This is a genomic window from Microbulbifer maximicatervae (SeqCode) (genome assembly GCF_052467955.1).
In genome coordinates this window covers 3,496,531-3,519,326 of the sequence record NZ_CP174329.1, presented here as the reverse complement: position 1 = coordinate 3,519,326, position 22,796 = coordinate 3,496,531, and the positions used below count along the sequence as shown (strand labels likewise).

At 49.8% G+C, this 22,796-nt stretch carries 15 protein-coding genes; 8 read left to right on the top strand and 7 right to left on the bottom strand.

The features are described 5' to 3' along the window. The first annotated feature begins 98 nt into the window (after positions 1 to 98). The 5 genes from sthA to ACJJI5_RS15120 all read left to right on the top strand — a co-directional run bounded on the left by sthA (position 99) and on the right by ACJJI5_RS15120 (position 6,401). The gene (sthA, locus tag ACJJI5_RS15140; RefSeq protein WP_445354521.1) at positions 99 to 1,496 is read left to right on the top strand and encodes a Si-specific NAD(P)(+) transhydrogenase; all 1,398 of its coding nucleotides are present in this window, start codon (positions 99 to 101) and stop codon (positions 1,494 to 1,496) included. Further along, positions 1,493 to 1,957, top strand: coding sequence for a thioesterase family protein (locus ACJJI5_RS15135; RefSeq protein WP_282932335.1), 465 nt, complete (start codon positions 1,493 to 1,495; stop codon positions 1,955 to 1,957). Before sthA ends, ACJJI5_RS15135 begins: the two co-directional genes overlap by 4 nt. 96 nt (positions 1,958 to 2,053) lie before the next feature. Further along, positions 2,054 to 2,692, top strand: coding sequence for a LysE family translocator (locus ACJJI5_RS15130; RefSeq protein WP_445354520.1), 639 nt, complete (start codon positions 2,054 to 2,056; stop codon positions 2,690 to 2,692). A 775-nt stretch (positions 2,693 to 3,467) separates the two neighbouring features. Beyond that, on the top strand, positions 3,468 to 4,169 hold the full coding sequence (locus tag ACJJI5_RS15125) for a YopT-type cysteine protease domain-containing protein (protein WP_445354519.1): 702 nt from the start codon (positions 3,468 to 3,470) through the stop codon (positions 4,167 to 4,169). Positions 4,170 to 4,817: 648 nt separating this feature from the next. Then, complete coding sequence (locus ACJJI5_RS15120; protein ID WP_445354518.1) at positions 4,818 to 6,401, top strand: bifunctional AfsR/SARP family transcriptional regulator/alpha/beta hydrolase; 1,584 nt, start codon at positions 4,818 to 4,820, stop codon at positions 6,399 to 6,401. A 99-nt stretch (positions 6,402 to 6,500) separates the two neighbouring features. On the opposite strand, the gene ACJJI5_RS15115 is transcribed toward ACJJI5_RS15120, so the two are convergent. Further along, positions 6,501 to 6,836, bottom strand: a complete 336-nt coding sequence (locus ACJJI5_RS15115) for a hypothetical protein (protein ID WP_413662424.1) — start codon at positions 6,834 to 6,836, stop codon at positions 6,501 to 6,503. A 1,045-nt stretch (positions 6,837 to 7,881) separates the two neighbouring features. Between ACJJI5_RS15115 and ACJJI5_RS15110 the strand changes: the two genes are divergently transcribed. Further along, positions 7,882 to 8,835: a helix-turn-helix transcriptional regulator gene (locus ACJJI5_RS15110; protein WP_445354517.1), complete on the top strand. Its 954-nt coding sequence runs from the start codon at positions 7,882 to 7,884 to the stop codon at positions 8,833 to 8,835. A 104-nt stretch (positions 8,836 to 8,939) separates the two neighbouring features. Continuing rightward, positions 8,940 to 9,389 carry a GyrI-like domain-containing protein gene (locus tag ACJJI5_RS15105; protein WP_445354516.1) on the top strand — a complete coding sequence of 150 codons (450 nt, stop codon included), beginning with the start codon at positions 8,940 to 8,942 and terminating at the stop codon, positions 9,387 to 9,389. 299 nt (positions 9,390 to 9,688) lie between these two features. Here ACJJI5_RS15105 and ACJJI5_RS15100 read toward each other — a convergent pair whose 3' ends face one another. After that, on the bottom strand, positions 9,689 to 11,656 hold the full coding sequence (locus ACJJI5_RS15100; protein ID WP_445354515.1) for a DUF3604 domain-containing protein: 1,968 nt from the start codon (positions 11,654 to 11,656) through the stop codon (positions 9,689 to 9,691). A 282-nt stretch (positions 11,657 to 11,938) separates the two neighbouring features. Here ACJJI5_RS15100 and ACJJI5_RS15095 point away from each other — a divergent pair, with 282 nt between their 5' ends. Further along, the gene (locus ACJJI5_RS15095) at positions 11,939 to 13,618 is read left to right on the top strand and encodes an NAD-dependent malic enzyme (protein ID WP_445354514.1); all 1,680 of its coding nucleotides are present in this window, start codon (positions 11,939 to 11,941) and stop codon (positions 13,616 to 13,618) included. 45 nt (positions 13,619 to 13,663) lie between these two features. Here ACJJI5_RS15095 and ACJJI5_RS15090 read toward each other — a convergent pair whose 3' ends face one another. Genes ACJJI5_RS15090 through ACJJI5_RS15070 form a run of 5 tightly spaced genes read right to left on the bottom strand, consistent with a single transcriptional unit; the run spans position 13,664 to position 22,770 of the window. Then, positions 13,664 to 14,968: a patatin-like phospholipase family protein gene (locus tag ACJJI5_RS15090; RefSeq protein WP_444893513.1), complete on the bottom strand. Its 1,305-nt coding sequence runs from the start codon at positions 14,966 to 14,968 to the stop codon at positions 13,664 to 13,666. A 48-nt stretch (positions 14,969 to 15,016) separates the two neighbouring features. Beyond that, positions 15,017 to 15,811: a M48 family metallopeptidase gene (locus tag ACJJI5_RS15085; protein ID WP_445354513.1), complete on the bottom strand. Its 795-nt coding sequence runs from the start codon at positions 15,809 to 15,811 to the stop codon at positions 15,017 to 15,019. Positions 15,812 to 15,818: 7 nt separating this feature from the next. Next, entirely contained in the window at positions 15,819 to 19,142 is a 3,324-nt protein-coding gene (locus ACJJI5_RS15080) for a type I restriction endonuclease subunit R (protein ID WP_445354512.1), read from the bottom strand. Between the two features lie 14 nt (positions 19,143 to 19,156). Next, positions 19,157 to 20,497, bottom strand: a complete 1,341-nt coding sequence (locus ACJJI5_RS15075; protein WP_445354511.1) for an McrC family protein — start codon at positions 20,495 to 20,497, stop codon at positions 19,157 to 19,159. Beyond that, entirely contained in the window at positions 20,494 to 22,770 is a 2,277-nt protein-coding gene (locus ACJJI5_RS15070; protein ID WP_445354510.1) for a DUF8426 domain-containing protein, read from the bottom strand. Before ACJJI5_RS15070 ends, ACJJI5_RS15075 begins: the two co-directional genes overlap by 4 nt. Positions 22,771 to 22,796 lie beyond the last annotated feature (26 nt).

Genomic DNA, 22,796 nt, shown 5'->3' with positions numbered 1-22,796 from the left:
CATTGGCACAGCTGGTGCCGATAACCGTATATTTAGTATTGAGTAAATAGCGTTAGCGCGCTGTGGACTCCGTTTGGAAAATAGAATTAGAGCATTTAATGGCAGAGCAAAAGTTTGACCTGGTAGTAATTGGTTCTGGCCCGGCTGGAGAGGCCGCCGCAATGAGCGCAGCAAAAAAGGGCATGCGCGTTGCGGTTATTGAAAAGCGCCAAGTGGTTGGTGGTAATTGTACTCACAAAGGTACCATTCCCTCCAAGGCGCTGCGCCACTCTGTCAAACAGTTGATGCGTTATAACACCCAGAGCGTTTTTCGCGCATTGGGTGAACCCCGCCGCCTTACTTTCCCCCAGGTAATGCAGACGGTGAATAAAGTCATTTCCTATCAGGTGGAAATGCACACTTCATTTTATGCCCGCAACCGGGTTGAGCTGATCGTCGGCGAAGCCAAGTTCCGTGATGAATATACTGTCGAGGTGCTTATGCCCGATGGTGCGGCGGAAACTATTACAGCGAAGAAATTTATTATTGCTACTGGCTCACGCCCTTATCGCCCCGCCGATGTAGACTTTGATCACGAACGAGTCTACGACAGCGATATGATCCTGGACATGCAGCACACCCCTCACTCCATTATGATCTATGGTGCTGGTGTTATCGGCTGTGAATACGCGTCTATCTTCGCTGGCCTCGGCGTTAAGGTGGATTTGATTAATACCCGTAATAGCCTGCTGGAATTTCTCGATGATGAGATTTCTGATGCGCTGAGCTATCACCTGCGCGATATGGGCGTGACTGTTCGCCACCAGGAGGAGTATGCGCGGGTACTGCCCAATGAGCAGGGCGTAATTATGGAGATGCAGTCCGGCAAACGTATTCATGCGGATGCACTGCTCTGGTGTAACGGCCGTACTGGCAACACCAGCTCCCTCGGCCTGGAGAATGTCGGCCTGGAGGCGAACCATCGCGGACAATTGAGCGTTGACGATCACTACTGTACCGAAATTGAAAATATTTTTGCGGTAGGTGATGTGATTGGCTGGCCCAGCCTTGCCAGTGCCTCTTATGACCAGGGGCGTGCGGTTGCAGCAGCGATTGCGGGCCGTGGCCATCGAGTAATTGAAGATGCGCCTACCGGGATTTATACCCTTCCAGAGATTTCCTCTGTGGGTAAAACCGAATCAGAGCTCACCGCAGCCAAAGTACCCTACGAAGTGGGCCGTGCACTGTTCAAGCATACTGCGCGGGCGCAGATTTCTGGTGAGCGCGTAGGCATGCTCAAGATTTTGTTCCATATCGAGACTCACGAAATCCTGGGCATTCACTGCTTTGGAGCAGAGGCTGCTGAGATTGTGCATATTGGCCAGGCCATTATGAAACAGCCAGCACCGAATAATTCAATCGATTATTTCGTTAATACCACCTTTAACTACCCCACCATGGCAGAGGCATATCGCAGTGCTGCACTGGATGGGCTCAACCGGGTTGCCCGCCTATGACAGAACCCTCACCCAGTGAGTTTCAGGCGTTGGTAAAGGAATTTTTTGAGCAGATTCCTTTTAATCAACAAATTGGACTTGAGATGCGCGACCTGGACCTGGAGGCGCTCACACTTTCCGCAGGCTTTGAACTGAACCCACAGTTGATCGGCAATGTGTGGAAGAACATCCTGCACGGTGGCGTAATTGCCACCGCCCTGGATACGGTTGGTGGTTTGACCGCAATGGTCGCCGCCTACCAGCATCTGGGAGATGTGCACTGGAAAGAAAAAGTGGACCGCCTATTAAAGCTGGGTACGGTCGACATGCGTGTTGACTACCTAAAGCCGGGCAGGGGAGAACACTTTCTCTGCCATGGCTCAATTCTGCGCACCGGTAACAAGCTGGTTGTAACGAGAATGGAGTTGATTAACGACACGGATGAATTGATTGCTACCGGTACGGCAACTTACCTGTATTGACCTTAGTCCGAGCCAACCCTTGGCTCGGCGACCTCCTTAGATATACCCCTTAGATGTACCCCTTATCCACTGGCTTTCTTTAAGGTGTTTATTGTTATGAGTGAAATCCTCGCATTTGCTGCAATCTCTCTTTTGTTGGTTATTTCACCTGGGCCGAACAGCGTCCTGATTCTTAAAACAGTAGCTAGTAGGGGGCTGAGGCCGGGAGTAGAGAATATTTTTGGGCTGGTTTCAGCAACATTTGCCCATGGTGCCATTTCAATTTTGGGATTGTCGGCGATTATATTGCAGTCGTCTGAGATTTATACAATTATCAAATATCTTGGGGCTGCCTACTTGGTTTATTTGGGTGTGAAAACGATATTAGCCACGCTGTCAAAATCTTCCGTGAAGGATACAGGGGATGAATTGTCACCAATTACAGCAGCTCCTGGGAACTCATATCGAAATTTTGGCGAGGGCTTTCTAACCCAGATTCTTAACCCCAAGGTATCGATGTTTTATCTCGCGGCCTTTCCGCAGTTTATCTCAGTTGGCAGCTCTAGTTACTATGAGGCTTTCCTGCTGGTCTCACTTCATGCATCAATAATATTCCTGTGGTTTCTGGCACTTGCGACTATGTTGTCGAAGTGGAAAGTGGCTTCCATTGGTGGGAATATGCAAAGATGGGTTCAGCGTTTTAGTGGTGGCCTATTGATTGGTTTTGGCGGTTTAGTGGTTCGCCAGGATACTTAAGATTCTCTCGTGTAACTGATGTTGTTTCCAGGGCTTCCAGTATTTATTCCTTCCGCCCTAGGTTAAAACTTCCCCTGGCGGGTATGGAACACAACAATAGCAGTATCCCTCCGAGACAAAAAAGAGCCACGATGTAGTGGCTCTTTAGTCTTTTTGATCCAAGTTCATTGATTCTTTCTTCTGATCGTTTGTTTATGTCTCTTTTGAGTACGTTATGCGGTGTAGCGGAAGGTGCTGATTGGTGCCTGTTTACCGAGGGTAATTAAGTCAATGTGTTGATTTAAAATTAACTGGGTGTTTAGTCAAATTGCTGTACTGATAAGTATATTTAAAGCCAGTCTCTATTTAGAGGCCCCTTAAGTAAACCGAAATACCTTGTTGCCTGTAGTGAATTTTAAATAACAATAATTATTTTATGGTTGTTTTGCCTGATGGTGACATTGATCGCTTGTCGTGGACTTGTAGTCTGTAAAAATATAGCATGTTGAAAACGTTAAATTTTCGACCATTCAAAGTAATATAGTCATTGCTAAGCTGCGTTTTAATTTTAAGGTTCCCTTAAAGGTGGGTGATACCTCAGTGTTTTGTTTGTCACTTTCTTGTGATGAGTTGATCGGTTGAGGTGCATTCTTTGAATTTTGTCGTGGTTTTTAAAGGAAATGTTCGTGTGATATTTTTTCTAATAATAATTAATCACTAAATTTGCACATTGTTTGCATAAAGCCCGGATAATATAAATAAAGCCGAATATTCGGTTGTGATGTGAGGATAAAAAATGCCAAGTTTACTGAATAATGATGCAAGTGCGTCCAATTACGGTGGGCAATTAACCTGGAAGTTTAGTCAGGGAAGCTATTCAAAAATCACCAAAAAGCACCCGCATTCCAAGGGTGGGATTTGTGAGGCTTTGTCAGTTAGTTGGATTAGTAAAGCCCTTCAGTCGGGGCTTCAGGATGCGTTAACTACCGGTGGCAGTATTGATGATACAAAAATAGCCGTGGTCGCTCAGCGATTTGCCTCTATGTATCGCTTTAAGTTTAAAAATGGAAGTGAGGGTAGGCCTAGCACACCCAACGAAATGATTAAGGAGACCAAGCAATATTTAGAGTCTCAAGGTTTTCGAAATATTGGCCATGCGGGTAGTGGTATTACGTTGAAAAAGCAAAGCCCTTCTTTAGAGGATCAGTTTGCTGCGTCTTTTGATGCTCTTGAATCCAAAGATTGCTTCAAGCAGCAGTCTAATACCATCCACTGTATGTTGAGAACTGCAGGTACTGGGTGGGGGCATGCGATGGCATTTCGCATTGAGCCATCTGCGGATAAGGTAAGTTACTTTTTTGATCCTAATAAGGGTGAGTTTAAATTTCTTAAATATTCACAATTTAGAAAGTGGTATGAGCACTATCATAGTGATTCTAGATTGTATAGAACTTCAAGGGCTCTGGGATTTGATATCTTTGTGCACAATGACAGATAGTTGAAATTTGTGAGTTAGAGCTTGCGCATTTGAAGAGCGCTTTAGGTAGTTGGGTAGGGTGTTCACAGGCTATAAGCCTGGAGGAGTTGCTCTCCCTTCTACTTTGGGTTCATTTAGTTTTTACTGTTGTCTATTTCATTTTCAAGTGTGTTTTGGCATGAATCCCTAAGAGTCTTTTGTGAGTCAAAGCCCCAAATATTGGCCAGAATTATAAGTTCCACGCTGATATGGTCTTGATTTTGGAAAAATAGGTTTTTAACCCTCTTTCAATACGGTCATTTGGTCTCTCAGTACTTTCATTATCGCCGATTATCTATTTTCCTGGCTTGGGAGTACTTGGCCCTCTTCTTGGGGCCATTTTGGGTATTCTCGCCCCCTTTTTGCTGAGGCTCTCGGGTTAGACTAATTCTTTGATTTCAGTCTGCACCCTAAAGAAACCCAGTGGCGTGAGCTTTCTTGGTTAGAGTTAAACTTCATTGCGGCGTTTGTGTTGCCATTGTTGATCTTCTTGAAAGAAGGCGGTTTTGGCAGAGGGTTTCACATCTTTGGAGAAGGGTGTTTGCAGCTAACAATTATCCCTGAGAAAATCACTGGCGCCTTTCTCTGTGTACTGCTAGTACCATACATTTCAGGGGTAATAACTTATCAATGGGAATCTCAATTCAAATGTTGGGCGATCTGCTTGTCTCCCGCGATGGCAGCCCAGTTAATCTACCACCCTCAAAAAGAACTCGAGCACTTTTGGCTTTCTTGCTGTTGGCTGCGAGACCTCACAGGAGGGATCGCTTATGTGAGATATTTTGGGAACTGCCCGACGATCCGAGAGCCTCCCTGCGCTGGTCTTTGAGTAAAATTCGATCCATTGTCAATGTTCCAGAAAGAGAGCGCCTTATTGCCGATAGAGAGCGTGTCAGCTTGGATACGGAAGGCATTTGCATTGATGTTGCCGAAATAGCACTTAAGCTTGATTCACCCGGCGTTCTGGCCGCAGAGCTGGAAGATATTCATCGACAGCTGCAGGAGCCTTTCCTGGATGGGATCGATCTCCCCGATCAAGAACTATTTCAACGGTGGTTGATGTCTGAACGTCAAGAGATTGTTCAATTGCAAGGGAGGGTGCTGTCCCGCTTGTCCTCTCACCCGGGCGCCCCTATACCGGACCAGTTAACTTGGGCCCGCAGCTGGGTGGCATTGGAGCCCTATAACCCAAACGCTGCAACACAGTTACTGCATTTGTTGAGCTCATTGGGATTGAATAGCGAAGAGGAGTTTGAACGGACAAGGCTTGCTGAAAGATTCCGCAAAGCAGGCATTACATGGTCGCCCTGCAGGCTTGGTGAGTCGGCAGTTCAGAAATCCGGTGATGATTTAGCTACGGGGCGTAAACTGCTAACTCAACAGAAGGTTGAGTTTTGTACGGCCAGCGATGGTGTGCGTATTGCCTATGCCAAGATGGGAAAGGGGCTTCCTATAGTTAAAGCCGCAAACTGGTTGAGTCATTTAGAGCATGACTGGGACTCCCCGATATGGAGTCCATTGTTTCGGGAGCTTTCTGTCGACCACCAGTTTATTCGTTACGATGAGCGTGGGAATGGCCTGTCGGATTGGGAAGTTGAAAATATCTCTTTTGAGTCGTTTGTTACAGACCTTGAGACAGTCGTCGATGCTTGTGAAGTTGATAACTTTACTTTGCTAGGTATATCGCAAGGAGCGGCAGTATCTATTGAATATGCAGTAAGACACCCAGAGCGTGTTAGGCAGCTGATTTTGTTTGGGGGTTATCACGCAGGTTGGCGAATAGGTGCCAGTGAGGCCACGATAAAAGAGCGCGAAGCAGTAATGACCCTGACAGCGACGGGCTGGGGGCAGGATAACCCTGCTTATCGGCAGATTTTTTCCACGACATTTATGCCAAGCGCGAATGCCAGCGAATTAGAGTGGTTTAATGAGTTTCAGCGGCTGACTACTTCGCCGGAAAATGCTGTCCGCTTCCTATCGGTTTTTGGCAGTATTGATGTGCGAGACAAGCTCAAAGAGATTAATGTGCCCACTTTAGTGATCCATTCACTAGGGGACCAGCGTATTCCTGTTCAAACGGGCTGTGAAATTGCTTCTGCTATACCTGGTGCTCGATTTGTTGGTCTCAATAGCGACGGTCACTTACTCCTGGGGCGTGAGCCTGCCTCCAATGTATTTGTGGAGGAAGTTCGTCAATTTATATCAAAGCATTAATCGCCGATAGTGTGACCTATAAAAATAATATGAGGGAGGGCGGTTCTGCAGTGCAGCCACCCTACTCAAAAACCAACAACTAAAGCTCTTAAGGGGTGGCTATAGGTAAACAGCCAGTTCTTTAGCTGAAAGATAGCGAATAGATGCTTCTGGAAATTTTCGAATGATATCGAGGGCGGCAGAGCGGGCATCGGCCTCATCGGCATATATATTGGGGAGTTTAACATTGGAGGTTGTTCTACCCGATATATAGCGCATTACCACGATATATCGCCCTTTCCATTTGCCCCAAAAAACGTCATTAGGAGCGTTGTTGACTGAGGACTTTTCAGGGGCAGCTTCTTTCTCTTCCTGGGGCTTAAGCTCCAACTCCGCTTCTTGCTCCCACATAAGTTGGGCAAGCCGATTTAATTCTTTAGAGTAACTAGTTGACATAAATCTCAAAGGCTTAAGAGTTTATTGGTTTAGGGTGTTTTGCTGATTACTAATACTGGCAAATTAAAGAGTTAACAGAAAAGATCTTAATAAATACTAATCTATAATTGAAAAATAGAATTTAAGTATGGGTATGACCTTATCCGCTTGCATAGTTTATATATAAAACTTCTCTCAATTTATCAATAAATATTCCACTTGGTTCCATGGCACCTATTTGGTGCAGAGTCCGTCATGACGAGCCGAGGGATATTGTTAAAAGCTATCTTCTCACATTTTAGAAAAAAATCATACCTGGTACAAATCAAATGTTTATTAAGTTTAAAGATAGTTAAGTTAACAGCTGCATTACCCGGCAGTATCTTTGTGATTACCTAGCGGTTTTTGGGTGATTACACCAGAGTGGGGGGCTTAATCAGGCAAATTGTTTGGGTTTTCCATAATTTACAAAGCCAGTAGATGGTTATGGGGCCTGTTTTAGATATCTTTTGCCAAATACCTGAGGTCTCTCATTACCGGGCTGCTAGTGAACACTTAGGGTTTTTAAGTCAGTAATTTTCATATAGTGACACTCTTCTAACAGAATAGGCGATACTTAAACCTCACAATTCTCCGCTCTCAGAGGCTCATCTTGTTCCGTTTAAGGTAGTGTAAATAAATGTAAAGGGTGCATTGGGGTGTCTACCTGCTTTGTCGCGCATGAAGAATAATTGAATTTCTCGGAAGGGCCCGCTAAGTAGTGCAGGATTGTATGCTCCTTTTTATAGGTTAATTTACGAGACTTCCCACTTACCCTGGCTAATAAAGTTGCCCTTCCCAAAGAGGTTGGCACTTTAGTCCTGCAAATAGTTTCACTGTATCCGCCTTTCAAATGATTCTTCAAACGCTCAATTCAACGATTGTGAGTTTTAATGGCTGAACTCGAAAGCGGCTTTGTCTCCCCCTTGGCGACCACGCACCCCGTGCACGGATCTCTTGATGAGTGCTTCCTGAGCACAGTGGAAACAAAAGTGTCGTGATTGGAGCTTGGCTTCAGCTGAGTCAGGTGAAGCGTAAAGATACAAAAGAAGTAAATTTAGTGGTGAATTCCATGATTGCCCCTCGCCAAAAGGATTTGGACACTCACATAAGGCAAAATGTCTTATTTGAAAGTCAGTATTTAGGTGACTTGTTTCGGTTTCAAAAGATACTTGTTTCACCAAATGGAAATGTTTCAATTGGGTTTTCTTCAGATTTTAATCTGACAATGGTGATTTCAGGTGTTGCTGATATCAATAGTGATGCTTGCGAATTCACTATGGCTTCGGGGGAGATCTGGTTATCGGGTGAAATGAGCCATGTTACAGTTGATAATTTGTCTGAGGGAGAAGACCTAATAATCATCTGTGCGAGTATTAGCCCGGTCATGCTGACACGATTTTATGAGCGACACACTCGAGTACTGATTAAAGCAAAGAATGCCCTTGCATCCAGCGTGACAACGCTCCCCAAAAGCGGGCCTTTTGTTTTTCCAGAGTGTGATCTCACGCGCTTTACTTTGGATTCACTGAGTGCATTTAGCAAGTTAAATGATGAGAGTTTGAATTATTTAAAGCTGGAAGAATTACTTCTCTTAAAGCTGAAGGGTGCTTGCGGTTGTCGCTTAGCTGACGAGCTGCTTCGGCAGGTTAATCCGGTGAACGAGCGTTTCCGTCGATTTATGGAGGAAAATGCTACTCAGCACTGGTCTGTAGCAAATTATGCTAAACAGATTGGGATGAGTCTTACATCATTCAAGAATAAGTTTGGCCAAGTCTTTAAAGCTGAGTCACCAAAGGCTTGGATTAACGAACGTAGGTTACAACATGCTGATATTCAGTTGAAGACTACCAATAAGCGTTTAGTCGATATAGCTCTGGAGAGCGGATTCTCAAGTCAATCTTATTTTACCCAGCTTTATAAATCGATGTATGGGTACCCCCCTTCAGAGGTAAGGCAGAAATCCGTAAAGTCAGCTTGAAAAGGTACTTGTGATTTCTTGTGACCGTGTGCGCCTGGCCAGTTCCCGGAGAGCTGTTATAGTATTCGGCACTCTTCGAATAACTAAATAATTGGTCCACAGAAATGGAAGTTAGAGAATTAGAAGGCCTGGAATTAGTGGGTTTTTATACCCGTACTAAGAATGCTAATGAGGCCGATCCGGAAAAGGCAAAAATAGCGCCACTCTGGGATAGGTTCGGCGCAGAGGCTGCCCCCAAATTAAGGGGCAACCCTAAGGTATTTGGTGTTTACTCCAACTACGAATCTGACCATACCGGCTTTTTTGATGTCTATGCATGTTCAGATATGTTGTCGAAGGATATGTCTGAGGATTTCAAGTCGATTCAAATACTGCCAGGCAAATACCTGGTGTTTTCCGCCAAAGGGGAAATGCCTCGGGTCGCCATTGATTTGTGGGGCGAGGTTTGGAGTTACTTCGCTGCGGAGGATTGCCCCCATCAGCGAGCTTTCACCACAGATTTTGAGCAGTATGTGGATGGAAACGAGGTTCAGATAGCCATATCCATCAAGTAGTTGAATCGCGTATATATTCGGGCTATTTAAGGAGCCTCTGAATAACTCCGTAATGCCTCTGCGAGTCTTGAAGGCTGCAGATGTTAGGCGCAGCTCGCCGCGAATGGCCGTAGCCCTTTACAAGAGCTGCAACGCAGCAGGTGCGGCCTTCAAGGCCCGCCCTTCGGGGCTTGCAGAGCGATTCACACTCCGCGTTGCGACTTCTTGAAAGGTCTAGACATTCCTGCGAAGCCGCGCCTTGATTGTGAACCGCTCTGAAAGCCAGAGGTATCACGGAGTTATTCAGAGGCTCCTTAACTCTAGGGTGAATACCAAATTGGCGAGCTGAATGCTCGCCCCTGCTGGGTAAGGGGTACTTTTTCATCCATTTCAATACCGAAGCGTACCTTGTCAAATAGAGTCCATCGGGGTGTGGGTATCTCCAGGGCGCGCAGGTAGTAGACGGCTCTTTCCTTGGGGTTAAAGTCGGGATCTTTGAATACCGCGATTAGCTGAGGGGAGCCGATGGAGTTGGTGTATTCCGCCGTCTTCATATCCACAGTCGTCCCAACCGGGGGTAGTTTTCCCTCGGTATCCAGTTTACGGCTTCCAGACCACTTCACATTAAAGATCTTCTCCCGGGTGAGTCCGCTGCTATCCAACCAGCCCTTGATGATTTGAATACGGTCCAGGTTGGCGCCCTCAGGGTCTTTCAGTGCTGCGATAAGGAATGTGGGTGCCTGTCCCTCACTGGCTTGAGGTAGCTTCCCGCCCATTGGCACGCCTTTTTTATAGCCATTGGCGACCAGGTCACCGTGAATATCCTCATCGTTATAGTCATAGCCTCCAAAGAAGCGAACTGAGATCCGGGGGCCTGTGGTGGCGAAAGTCTCCTTGCGGTACATCGCATCCCATATTGCCTCCCGGGTATTCTCGTTGGCCCAGACTCCCGTAACGCCTGAGGCAGCTTGTTCCCAGCCGAAGTACTCTCCACCAACCCCCTTGAGCAGGGGAAACGCCCAGCGCTCCTTGTTGCTGGGTTCAAGGGTCTTGAACTTGCCAAAGAAGTTGTCCTGATCCGGTGTCGAAAGTCCGGTATGGGTGTCGGTGGCTGCGTTTGCGCCTAGCACGAAAGGGTTGGTGCCCAGCTTCTCTTCCAGGCGTAGGCCAGACTTGAGTGCCTCCCTCCAGTACTCGTATTGCAGGGCACCGGGGGGCTTGGGCTTTAAGATCAGGTTGCCTCTATCCCACAGATCCCAGTTGGCAAATTCATCTTCCGGGGAGAGGGCAGGGTGGGACTCACTTTGTCCCTTTACCTGTACTAGCTCGTAAAGGGGCTCATAGCGGGCGCGCATTTGTGCCCACTCCGGAGTGAGTTCGGAGCCATCAAACTGCCGCTCGATAAACATACGGCCATTAGACATATTGCCGTTGTGGGGGATGGCGAGCACTCGGCCACCGGTTTTGTCTTCGTAGGCTTTCATCCACTCCCAGAGTTTTACCGGGTTTTCGGTATCAAAGGTGGTTAGGGGGAGCAGGGTCTTAGTGCGGTCTGCGCCATCACGAAAAATAATATTGCGGTGCAGGTTGTCGCCACCATCGGCGTTAACCGTCCACTCAAAGGCGATAAAGGTAGAAAACTCTCCGGGTTTGTAATATTTCTCTGCGGCTTCAACGGTTTTTTCCCAGGCGGATTTCATCCATTTGGGGTCCATTACTTGCTCGGGCAGTTTGCCTTCTGATTGAAGCACGATGACTTCACTTTTTGCTTCATTGGTCGCTTCTTCGCTGCCTGAAATTAATGCCTCGTGCCATTTTTTCAAGGTGGCATTGGACATCATTTCCGGATTGCCATCGACGATCTCGCTGATAACTCCCATACCGTCTGAATGATCGGTGATCATGAACCAGTCGTAAGGGCGGCTGAGCTTGGCTTTCAGTCCGCTGTTGGAGGTAACAGTTTCTCCCAGGGCAAACCGATAGGCGTCATCGGGAGTAAGAATTGCGCCATCCAATCCCGCATCTACCGACCAGCCAGTATGGACATGTGTATCGCCAAAATAGACATTGCGAGCGATGCGTTTATCGCTGTCCCGTTGGGCTTCCAGCTCCGCTTCTATCTCCGGTGCCATCGCCGTGAGCGGCCTTTGTTTTTCTGGAGTGGCGCTCTCTGTCTGTCGGGCGTTTGAATTTGTATTTTTATCTCCGTCGGGCTTTTTACTGCAACTATAAAGGCTGAGTATAAGAATAAAGAGGAGCAGGGTTAATCCAGCTTTGCTCTTGTGCATCGATGGCGGCTCCATTTTCTGAATGTGTCGGATCGCTTTTTAACTGAAAAGAATTCGTTGCGAAGAGAAGATAAATTACAGCTAGCATAGTTGAGCGACTCTGTGTATTCGCGAATTGGGCCACACTGGGGGCCTTGTTATCTATCGGCACAATAGATAGTCTTCGGCCCCAGTTGAGTTAGCACATTTATGCAACTTCAAGAACATGGTTGGCTAATTCAGTCATATTGAAATATGGCTACGCAATAATCATCGCTTCGGGCGATAGGCAAAAGCAGGCATATGAGTAACAACGAAAAGCGTCCACTTTACATCCCCCATGCAGGCCCCTCCCTACTGGAAATACCACTGCTCAATAAAGGCAGCGCATTTAGCTTGGAAGAGCGTCTCGAGTTTAATTTGGTCGGTCTTCTGCCGAATACCGTTGAGACGATTGAAGAGCAGGCCAAACGCGCTTACCTCCAATTCCAGCAGTGTAAGACTGGCCTGGAAAAACATATCTACCTGAGGGGAATCCAGGACGACAACGAGACGTTGTTTTTCTATCTGATCGAACATCATACGGAAGAGATGCTGCCGATTATCTACACCCCCACTGTAGGTGCAGCTTGTGAAGAGTTTTCCAGTATTTATCGCAACCACCGGGGATTATTTGTCTCCTATCCGGACCGGGAATATATCGACGATATTCTGCGCAGCGCCACTAAAGAGAACGTCAAAGTCATTGTGGTGACCGATGGCGAGCGGATACTCGGGTTGGGTGATCAGGGTATCGGCGGCATGGGTATCCCTATTGGCAAGCTCTCCCTGTATACCGCCTGTGGCGGCATAAGCCCGGCTTATACCCTGCCTGTCACCTTGGATGTTGGCACCAATAACCGCACTTTGCTGAATGATCCCATGTATATGGGGTGGCGCCATGAGCGGATTTCCCAGGAAGAGTACGATGAATTCCTGGAGCAATTTATTGAAGCGGTAAAGCGTCGCTGGCCCAAAGTATTGGTTCAGTTTGAGGACTTTGCCCAAACCAATGCCACGCCGTTGTTAGAGCGCTATCGCGATCGCCTGTGCTGTTTTAATGATGATATTCAGGGCACAGCGTCTGTAGCACTGGGTACTATCCTGGCTGCCTGCAAGACCTGGCAAGAAACCCTCGCCGCGCAGAAGGTGACGATCGTGGGTGCCGGCTCAGCCGGGTGTGGTATTGCCGAGCAAATCGTCAGTGCAAAAGTGCAGGCTGGCCTCTCCGATGCAGAGGCTCGTGAACAGATCTTTATGTTCGATCGCTACGGGCTTGTGACTTCCGATATGAAAGGACTGCACGACTTCCAGGCAGCCTTAGCCCAGGACCCAAGCAAGTACGATGGGGTTTCCAGCTGGGATCTTGAGACGCTGATCGGCAATGTCGAGCCCAGCATCCTGATTGGTGTGTCGGGGCAGGGGGGCCTGTTTACCCAGCCTGTAATCGAAGCGCTGCATAAAGGGCATCGCCGTCCTTTGGTGATGCCACTGTCAAACCCCACTTCCCGTGCTGAAGCGACTCCAACTGAGATATTCAGCTGGACCAAGGGCGAGGCTTTGGTAGCTACCGGCAGCCCCTTTGCAGCGGTAGAAATCGATGGTCATCACTATGCGGTAGCGCAGTGTAACAATGTCTACATATTCCCAGGTATTGGCCTCGGCGTGATTGCTTCCGGTGCTTCGAAAGTGACTGACAGTATGTTGATGGCAGCATCCAACGCCCTGGCAGAGCAGGCGCCGGTGGTGAAAGATGGCGAGGGTGCCTTATTGCCACACCTGAATGATATTCGCGAGGTGAGCATGCATATTGCTCGGGCAGTGGCTGCCCAAGCGCAATTGGATGGCGTTGCGCCCAAGGTGAGCCGCGAGCATTTAGAACGTTTGCTAGAGCGTAACTTCTGGCGTGCAGATTACCGCTCTTACCGTCGTCGCTCTTTCTAAGTGAGAGTGCTGGGCCCGCTGCGTCTATCGCATCGGACCCAGCACTTAAGCCAGCTTTTCCCCAGTATAGAAAGAGTCCGGCTGGCGCAACACCAAGTAATCCTCCCAGTGGAATCCCTGATTCAAAAACTCAATTGCTGCATTGACGCCCGATAAGAACAGGTGTTCGCAGTGGTGGTCCGGCATGGAAAAATCCAGCCAGTGCGGGTTTTCTCCGGTATCGGTGGGGTTGATGGGGATTTCTTTTACCAGCGCATGGTATTCCGCGTTCAAGCTCGCGCGCACATGGTTGTCGAGCATATTGCGACAAGTGCTGATCAGCCCCATCGCAAACCTTCCTACCTTATCTGATTTTGGCTGGTACAGATCCACTTCCAACTTGATCCCAAAGGTTGGCAATTTGGGGGTGCCTATGGGTTTATGGAAGATATCGAAAGGGAAATTGGAGACAAGGCCGCCGTCGACAAATTCAATATCTTTGGGAAAGCCAGCGCGGAAAAAACGTTTGGGATCACCGATGCCTTTAATGCTGCGCCAATTCTCGGCGACAGTATTGCACTCACTTAATTGGGGGATGCCCTTTACGGTGTAGGGCTTAAAGAAGCCGGGTACCGACATGGAGGCACGCACGAACTCTGCCGGATTTACTGCGCTCGGATTATCGAAGTAGAGCGGCGCCTTGGCTGGAAACACCGCGCGGGTCTCTGTAGTGATATCCGCTGCCACCAGGGCAACCTCGCCGCTGCCGATCAGGTGATCGGGTGTGCCACGGTACAGGAGCTGCGGGAACTGGTTAATTCTCTGGTTGAGCTGTGCGGTGTTGGTAATGCCCAGCTGTTTCAACTCCGTTTGTAACCACTGGGTAAAGGTATCTCCCGGATTCAGCCCCTTATGTCTGAGCAGGTGCCGCAAGGTGCGGATAGAATCGAAGGGGTGCAATGCCAAACTGCTCATCAAGCCTTTGCCCTTGAGCAGGCGCTGTACCGTTTTGCGCGCATAGCGCTCGCCATCTTCAAAACTGGCAAAGTCCGCATTGGCCAGGATGCCCAAGAGCTTTTCGCTCTTGCCAGTGCTCGGTGTGCCGGCCGCTGCCAAGAAGAGCGCATTGATGGCACCCGCTGAGGTTCCAGCAATTTTGCGAAACCGAATTCCCGCCTTTTCAAGAATGTAGGTATATCCCACTAAGGCGATCCCCAGCATACCGCCACCTTCCATCACGATATCGACATACTGAAGGCCCTGGTTGTCCTGTACATCACTGAATACTTTGCCCTCAATGGTGGACTTGGATGCCTGCCAGTGTGCATCCGCTTTTGCGATGGCGTTTTCAACCCAGGGTGATTTTTGCATGTCGGCTTTCCGTACTGTGACAGCGATCTACAAGAGAATTTAGACAATTTATCCGCTTGTAGGTGAAAAAGGCAGGGTATCACCCAGAATCAAATTCGCCATAGCATCCAGTTTGTTTTTCGTGTCTTCCCACTTGGGCATCACTTGATTCATTAAACGGTAAAATCGCTCGCTGTGGTTGTGTTCGGCGATATGGCAGAGCTCGTGCAAAATGACGTAGTCGATACACTGGCGCGGTGCTTTTACCAGGTGGGGATTGAGGGTAATGCGCCCCTGAGGGGAGCAGCTGCCCCACTGGGTTTTCATACTGAGGATACGCAGGGGTGGGCGCCCGGAAACCCACAGGGTCTGCTCAAGCAGGGCATCCAGGCGGCGGTGAAAAATTTCTTTGGCGCGCGCCTTATACCACTCGGCCAAAAGCAGGCGCACTCTTTCGGGATCTTTTTTCCGCACGGAAACTTCCAGCTTGCCGCGCAGTAATTTCACCTGCTGTTGGGTGTCTTCAGACTCAATAACTTTCAGCAGATATTGCTTGCCAAGATAGTAGTGGCTCTCGCCGCTGATATATTGCCGTGGTGTTATATATTCCAGTGCTTTGCGGAAATCCCTCAGCTGCTGGTAAATCCAGCGCCCGCGTTTTTTTACCGCTTTTAATACCGCATCGTTATCAATAGGTTCCGGTGCGCTGACCACCACGCGGCAGTCGGGGTGCACTTTGATCAGCACTCGCCCATTGGCCTGGGAGCGGGGCTGGCATTCAAAAGTGATGCGCTCATCCCCATAGGCAAAGCTCAGTTGCCGGGAGTTGGGGTTATTTGGGGGGGAAGTAATAGGCACATTCATGCCGGGGTTAGTCTCCGCTTAAACCAACGCGGGTGATCTGTAGGATCATCTCCACCATTTTCTTGGCCTGCACCATACCACTGCCGATGGATTTGCACTCCATAAATAATTTGGGCATCAGCTTTTTATGGATATCCTTCTCAATATTTTGCGGGCTGATGGAGTGCTCCATTACGGACTGGGCAACCATTGTATCGATCTCGAAGGCCAGCTTGATCCACTTATCCTGTACCTGGCTATCACCAACCGCAAAAACCTCCGGCAGGTTTTTTTTGAATACACCAAAATAGGCCTGGGCGTGGCGATTATCGGCAAAGGCATTGGGTATTTCATCCAGGTTGCGGGCTTTTACCTGGGCCTCCAGCGCTTCGAACAGTAAGTACTGCTTGTGTGGGTGATCGAACAGTTTTTCCGCCTCCTCAATCGCTTGCAGCAGTAATTTGGAGAAGGCTTCCTGGGCGTAGGGATCGTCGCGCAGCTCCTGCTCGATCATGCGGGTCACGCGGGTTTTGATAATATCGGTTTCGTTGCGGGTTTTGTCCTCCCCCCAATCTTCAGGCCGCTCCGCCTTGCCCATTTTATTGACTTCGTATTTACCCTCGGGCTCTAAGATTTCTACCCCCACCACATGCTTATCCAACAGGTTTTTAACCTGGGCCGCGTAGTGGTCGTAGTCCACAGACTTTTCGGTTTGCTGTAGCGCCCATTGGCGCAAAAGGGCAAATTGTTTAACCGTCTGTTTGTAGTGCTTGCGATCACTGTCGCTAAAGCTTTTATCTTCGAAGAAGGTGGCCGATTGCAAGGCTACTTTCAGGCAGGTGGTGAAGTTGGTGAGAGCCTCGTAGAAGTCTTCGCGCACTTTTAGGTTCACATCGACCAGCTCACCATTGCGCTGTTCAGTTTTTGGCACTATCACCTGGCGCAGTTGCTCGGTGTCCTGCTTGTTTTTTACGCCGGCGAAAATGCCCCAAAGATTTTTATACAGCAGGGGCAGGCGCTTGTACTCGCTGCTCATGGGGCTATAGAGCCCGGCGATATCGTCGATGTCGTAACCGCCCTGGGTGCGCGCGGCCAGATCCTGGTATTTCTGCAGGGTGGTATCCAGCTCTGCCAGGATGCCCCGGTAATCGATGAGCAGGCCGAACTTTTTATCCGGGTGCAGGCGGTTGACCCGGGCGATTGCCTGGATCAGGTTGTGTTCCTTGAGCGGTTTATCGATATACAGCACCGTATTTTTGGGCTCATCGAATCCGGTTAGCAGCTTGTCCACCACAATCAGCAGTTTCAGGGAGTCGTCTTTATCAAAGCGCTCAATCACTCCCTGGGTGTAGTGTTGCTCATTTTGCGAGCCCACATTGTCCTTCCACCACTTCACCACCTCCGGCATGGAGGACTCATCCACCGCTTCGTTGCCCTCGCGGGTATCCGGTGCACTGATCACTACCGCCGATTCAAATTTCTGTGCTTCTGGCCAGTGCTGCTGGGCCTCATCCAGGTACTTTTTATATTGGATGGCAGTGGCTTTGCTATCGCAGGCCAGTTGGCCCTTTAAACCCGCATCGATGTTATTAACAAAATGGGTGGCGATATCGGTAGCAATCAGTCGAATGCGATCGTCTGCAGTGTAAATCTCTCCCTTACGGGCAAACTTGCGCTTTAAATCTGCCTGCTGCTCCTCACTTAACCCCACCGTAATGCGCTCAAACCAGCGGTCAATTGCGCGCTCGTTAACATTCAGGTCCGGGATACGCTCTTCGTACAGCAGTGGGGTTACGGTGCGATCCTCCACCGCCCGCTGCATGGTATAGGCATGGACTATGGGGCCGAATTTATTGGTGGTTTTGTCGTCTTTCAGCAGGGGCGTGCCGGTAAAGGCCACAAAGGCGGCATTGGGCAGGGCCTGGCGCATACGGATATAGTTTTCGCCGCCCTGGCTGCGGTGGCCCTCGTCGATCAGCACAATCAAGTCGGCACTGTCGTTGCGACACTCCGGCAGGGCAGTGGCGCCGGTAAATTTTTGCACCAGCGAGAAGATAATCCGCTCATTGCCGCTGCCAATCTGCTGGGCCAAACGCTTGCCGGAAGTGGCCATGGCCGCTTCCTTGTCTTTCTTGCCCGCCAGTTCGCCGCCGCTGGCAAAGGTATTGCTGAGCTGGCGCTCCAGATCCACCCGGTCGGTGACAATAACCAGGCGGCTCTGTTTGAGACTCGGCTGGAAGATCAGCGCCTTGCTTAAAAACACCATGGTGAAGGATTTGCCGGAGCCGGTGGTATGCCAGATCACACCACCCTCCCGCGCGCCGTCATTGCCGCGTTGGGCAATGCGCTCCAACAGTCGTTTGATACCGAATACCTGCTGATAGCGGGCGACAATTTTGCCGGCCTTTTTATCGAACAGGGTGAAGTAACGGACCATCTCCAGCAGTCGCTGGGGCGATAGCAAGCTGATTAGCAACCGATCCTGGCCGCCCAGGGCCAGCTCGCCGCCGGCGATCAGGGTCTGGTACCAGTCCAGATCTGATGGGGAGCGCTGTTTAAACAGAGTTTGGATTTGTTCGCTGGAAAGGGGGCGGTTTTTGATCGCCAGCATTTCCTCATCGGCGATATCCTCCTCGCGCCAGGCCGCCCAGAATTTTGCCGGGGTATTACAGGTGCCGTAGCGGCCCTCGTCGCCGTTCACCGACAGCAACAGTTGGCTGTAGGCGAATAGTTTCGGGATTTCATCGGGGCGCTGGTTGCGCAGGCTCTGGGAGATACCCTCGTCAATAGAGGGCCCTTTCTTGCCATCCGGACGCTTGGCTTCGATCACTACCAGGGGAATACCGTTGACGAAACACACCATATCCGGGCGGCGGGTCTCTACGCCGCTGGCGCGGGTTATGCTGAATTCCTCGGTAAAGGCAAAGTGATTGTTTTCGATGGTGTGCCAGTCGATCAGGGCAATCGTGGGGGTAGCTTTTTTGCCATCGACAAATTCGGTCACCGAAATGCCGTAGAGCAGGTGGTTGTACAGCTCTTCATTGGCTGCTAGCAGCCCTTTGTTAAGCGCTGGGTTGCACACTATGCCAATCAAATGGTCGATGGATTTCTGTGAGAGCGGCTGCTCTTTACCGGCGAAATGAAAGGTCCGTTTGCCCAGCTCCCGGCGCAGTATCTCCGTGAGTACCACTTGGTCCTGGCGCCCACTACGGGCTGCATTGGCCTCGGTAGGAGGCAAAAACGACCAGCCCAGATTGCATAACAGGGCCAGGGCGGGGATCTTTGCGGCGTATTCTTCTTGGAATTTCGGTACTGCTGTGTAATCCATTTCCACGGTAATACATGTCTCCAAAGGGAAATCCGTTTTTATTGGGATAAAAGTGTCTCTGTTTCCGGGCTGTGGAGCAAGCTGGGAAAATACGCTTGCCAGTCTCCGGCCACCAATTGTTGGCTATGCAGATTAAAAGGCAGCGCCCAAAGATGTAGGTTGTCGGAAAAACTAAAGCGCGGCAGGGGTTGGCAAAAATCCCCGTGGGCGGGAAAGATCAGCGCCATATGGCCCCGGCCATCCATGTAATAGTTGCCGTAGGCAAAGAGCTGGTAGAGATCAGCTTGGCTCAGTTTGTATTTCTCGTTGCTGCTGGCGCGGCTATTTAATAATTTCCACTTGGTATCCATCACGGATACTTGTGGTCGACCTTTTTCCATGGTGTTACTTTCCAGCAACAAATCCGGGCGCAGTTGAAACCAGCGGCTATCAGTTTCTGTGCCCTCGGGCCTGTGCTTTAACAGGTATTGGCCGCTTGCCTGGGTGCGAAGGTGGCTGCTGGGCGGTAATGTTTGTTGCAGGCTGTGCGCCACATAATTTTCAAATAACCGCTCCATGGGGAAGAGCAGGGCGATACCGCGATGCTCGCCTTGGGTAAAACTGGCGTTGAGGTTTTGTAAAATTAAACGGCACCAGGGTTTGATTGCCTCATAGCTTTGCATCAACCGGTCCGAGCGCCATTTTGGCAGTTCGGCCAGTGGCGCCGGGCTTGCCGGCACCGCCGCCATCTGGTGATTAAAGCTATTGGCCAAGCGCCAGTTATCGGCAGTGGCGCAGAGCTTTAGGGTAATTTCCAGGGCGCTTTTGAGCAGACGGTTTTCACGGATTTGAGGGCTGAAAATATCGTGCTCAATATGGAACCAGGTAGCCCTGTCCGGCGTTTGTTGTGCCTGCCGGGCTAGGTTGAGACGGCCACGAATAAATCGGCTCTCTTCCGCCCGGCGCTGGTAGTCACTGCGCAGCCCGCGTTTTAACAGTCGGCTCAGGGCTTGCAAGAACTGTGAAAAAATCCACTCGTGCAGGGGCAGCGGTTGCTGCTGCAAATCAGCCGGGCCGGCATTGCGGGGGGTAATACCCAGGCTGATAGCGAGCATTTTCTGCAACAGTTGCCGGCTCCGCTGCGCTTCGCTGGCTGAGGGTGGTTGCCGGTGGGTTTTCGGCAGAATTTCGATAGCTTCCCCAGTGGGGCTCTGCAGAAACCCCACATAGCTGCCCAGTTTGACTCTGTGGGCACCGCTATCCCGAATAAAATGACTGCCCTGGCTCTGCCCCAGTTCCCGCAGCCATGCCAGGGTTTGTGCTGAGACTCGCGCCCGATCCAGACTGGAGGGGCCGGCGAGGTCATTGTGTAGAGTGGCGTACTCGCGGACCTGGATCATTCCGCTACTTCGCTCTCGGCTTCTTCTAATGCTTGCGACTTCGGTGATGTAGTGGCAGCCGCAGGGGGCAGTATGCCGCGATAGGCATCCGGCTGGATAAAGGCCTCTGTATTGAGGGAAAAGCGCCGCTCATTGATTTGGCTGGCGATATCCGCAGGGAATAATTCGTTTAATTGCTGTTGGCCACCCTCAATAATAAAGCGGTGGTGCGGATGTTTCGCCGGGTCATTCAGTACCCAGCCGATGCGCTGCCAGTCATCGAAAAAGTATTCCTGTAACAATGGCAATATTTGTTGCTGGAAAATAGAGGCCAGCTTGCTCTCACGCTCTTCTAAAGGGAGGCCGCACAGGGGCAAAAAGTAGCTGTGGCCGATCAGGTGATCTCGATCCAATAGTGCCTCAATACGCTGGTTTAGGGTTGTGAGCAGCTCACCGATATCAATACCGTAAACCTGGGTGCCCGCCAATAACTCGGGATTGGGTGGCATTTCTACAAAGCTAAAGCGGCGGCGCAGGGCCAGGTCCAGTTGAGCCAGGGATTTATCGGCGGTGTTCATGGTGCCGATTACGTACACATTGGGCGGCACAGCGAAGGTTTTTTTGGAGTAGGGCAGTATCACTTCGCGGGCATCCTCGGCACCCTTGCGCTTGGCAGGTTCCAGCAGGGTGATCAGTTCACCAAAAATCCGCGAAATATTGCCGCGATTGATTTCATCGATAATCAAAACCAATGGCTTTTGCTGTGGCTCGCTAATATCCTGCGGTGCCAATAGCTCTGCAAGTTTGTCTATATCAATGGTGGAAGGACGGAGCTCGTAGAGTGTCATTTGTGAGAGTGCTTTTTTAAACAGTTGCTCACGGGGCAGGCTGGGTTCGTACTGCCGGTGCCATTTTACCGGGCGCGCCTGCTGGTAACCGGTGCGCTCATCGGTTACCAGGCGTTGGTAGTCGCCGGTGATTTCCGCAATTGCGCGAAACTTGCGGTTGCCATCGGAAATAACCACCAAATCCCCAACCTGAAGAGTATTGCGGAAGTTATGTACCGCAGTGATGGGGTAGTCAGATTGCTGAATTTCTAAGCTATTGGCCGTCTCAAACTGTTTGCGCACGGAATCGCGGCTAGTACAGCGAGAAAAATCGATACTCTCGCCATAGCCCAACAAGACATAATTATTTTCCAGGCACTCCTGATAAATATCGTCGTTGTCCTCCAGGGTATTGCCCAGGGACATTTTCCAAAAACGGCGGCCATTAAGGTCAATCTGCTCGCCGCTCTGGCGGGTAACTTTGGCATCGGCGGACTCACATAACTCCTTAAATACACCGTCCTGAACGGAGTAATTTAGTTGCCCGTTGTCACTACTCTCCGCGCGGATACCCTCAATAAAGTCCTCGTAGGCAAAGCTCTGGTGAAAGGTAGTAAAGACAATGCGCTTTTCTGCCTGTAGAGCGTCGTAGCGCTCTCTCACTGCGCGATTATCGGGCTCATCTTGATTGGCGTACCACTGCGGGTCGGCGATCTGTACGGCCAGGTGGGTGGTATTGTAGGTTTTGCCGGTGCCGGGAGGGCCGAACAGGATTTGGTTGAGAGGCTGGATAGGTAAGTTAGTGAGGGGGAGTTTCTCATCCATAAGCTCATTCTCTTGCGAATCGTTCTCTGCGTAGAGCCGCCAGATCAGAATATTGGTTTGCACATCATCAAAAGTTTCCGGCTTGTACTGGTTGATGATTTTCTTGAGAGCTTTATTACTCGCCAACCAATGCTCTTTTCCATCAGGAAGGTCTATATCCCATCGCCGATGGATTTCATTTAAAAGCAGCCTAAAAATATTGGGGGATACCACAGTGGTACATTGGTTGGGGTGAGCGGCAGCAAAGACCCGGTTAATCACTGAGTGCAACACGCCAATAACCAAGCCCTGGGATTTAAAAGCAATAAAGCTATCGACAACCTGACGGTGTGTTGCTTCTGAGCCATCAGAAAAAATTTGCCAGGTTAGGCTGCGAAACTCTTGTTGTAATTGTTCGAGCGCTTTCCGTGAGAGGGCTCCTGTCTTTATGGTGGCGACGCCATTGCTGCGAGTCCACCACAAGTCTTCCAGTAGCTTATCGGAAATAGTACCGGTTTCTCGCGCCTCCTGAATACGGGAAAGTAGATCTTTATAATCTGCTTCCCACTGGGCTTTCGAATCGAGAAAGGTTATTCCGGCAGCGCCGAAAAGTGTAGCAACGGCGCTAGAGAGTTTGCGGGCGCTGGTGGTTTCCGTATCCATCTATATCATCCCTGTAACTGGTTATT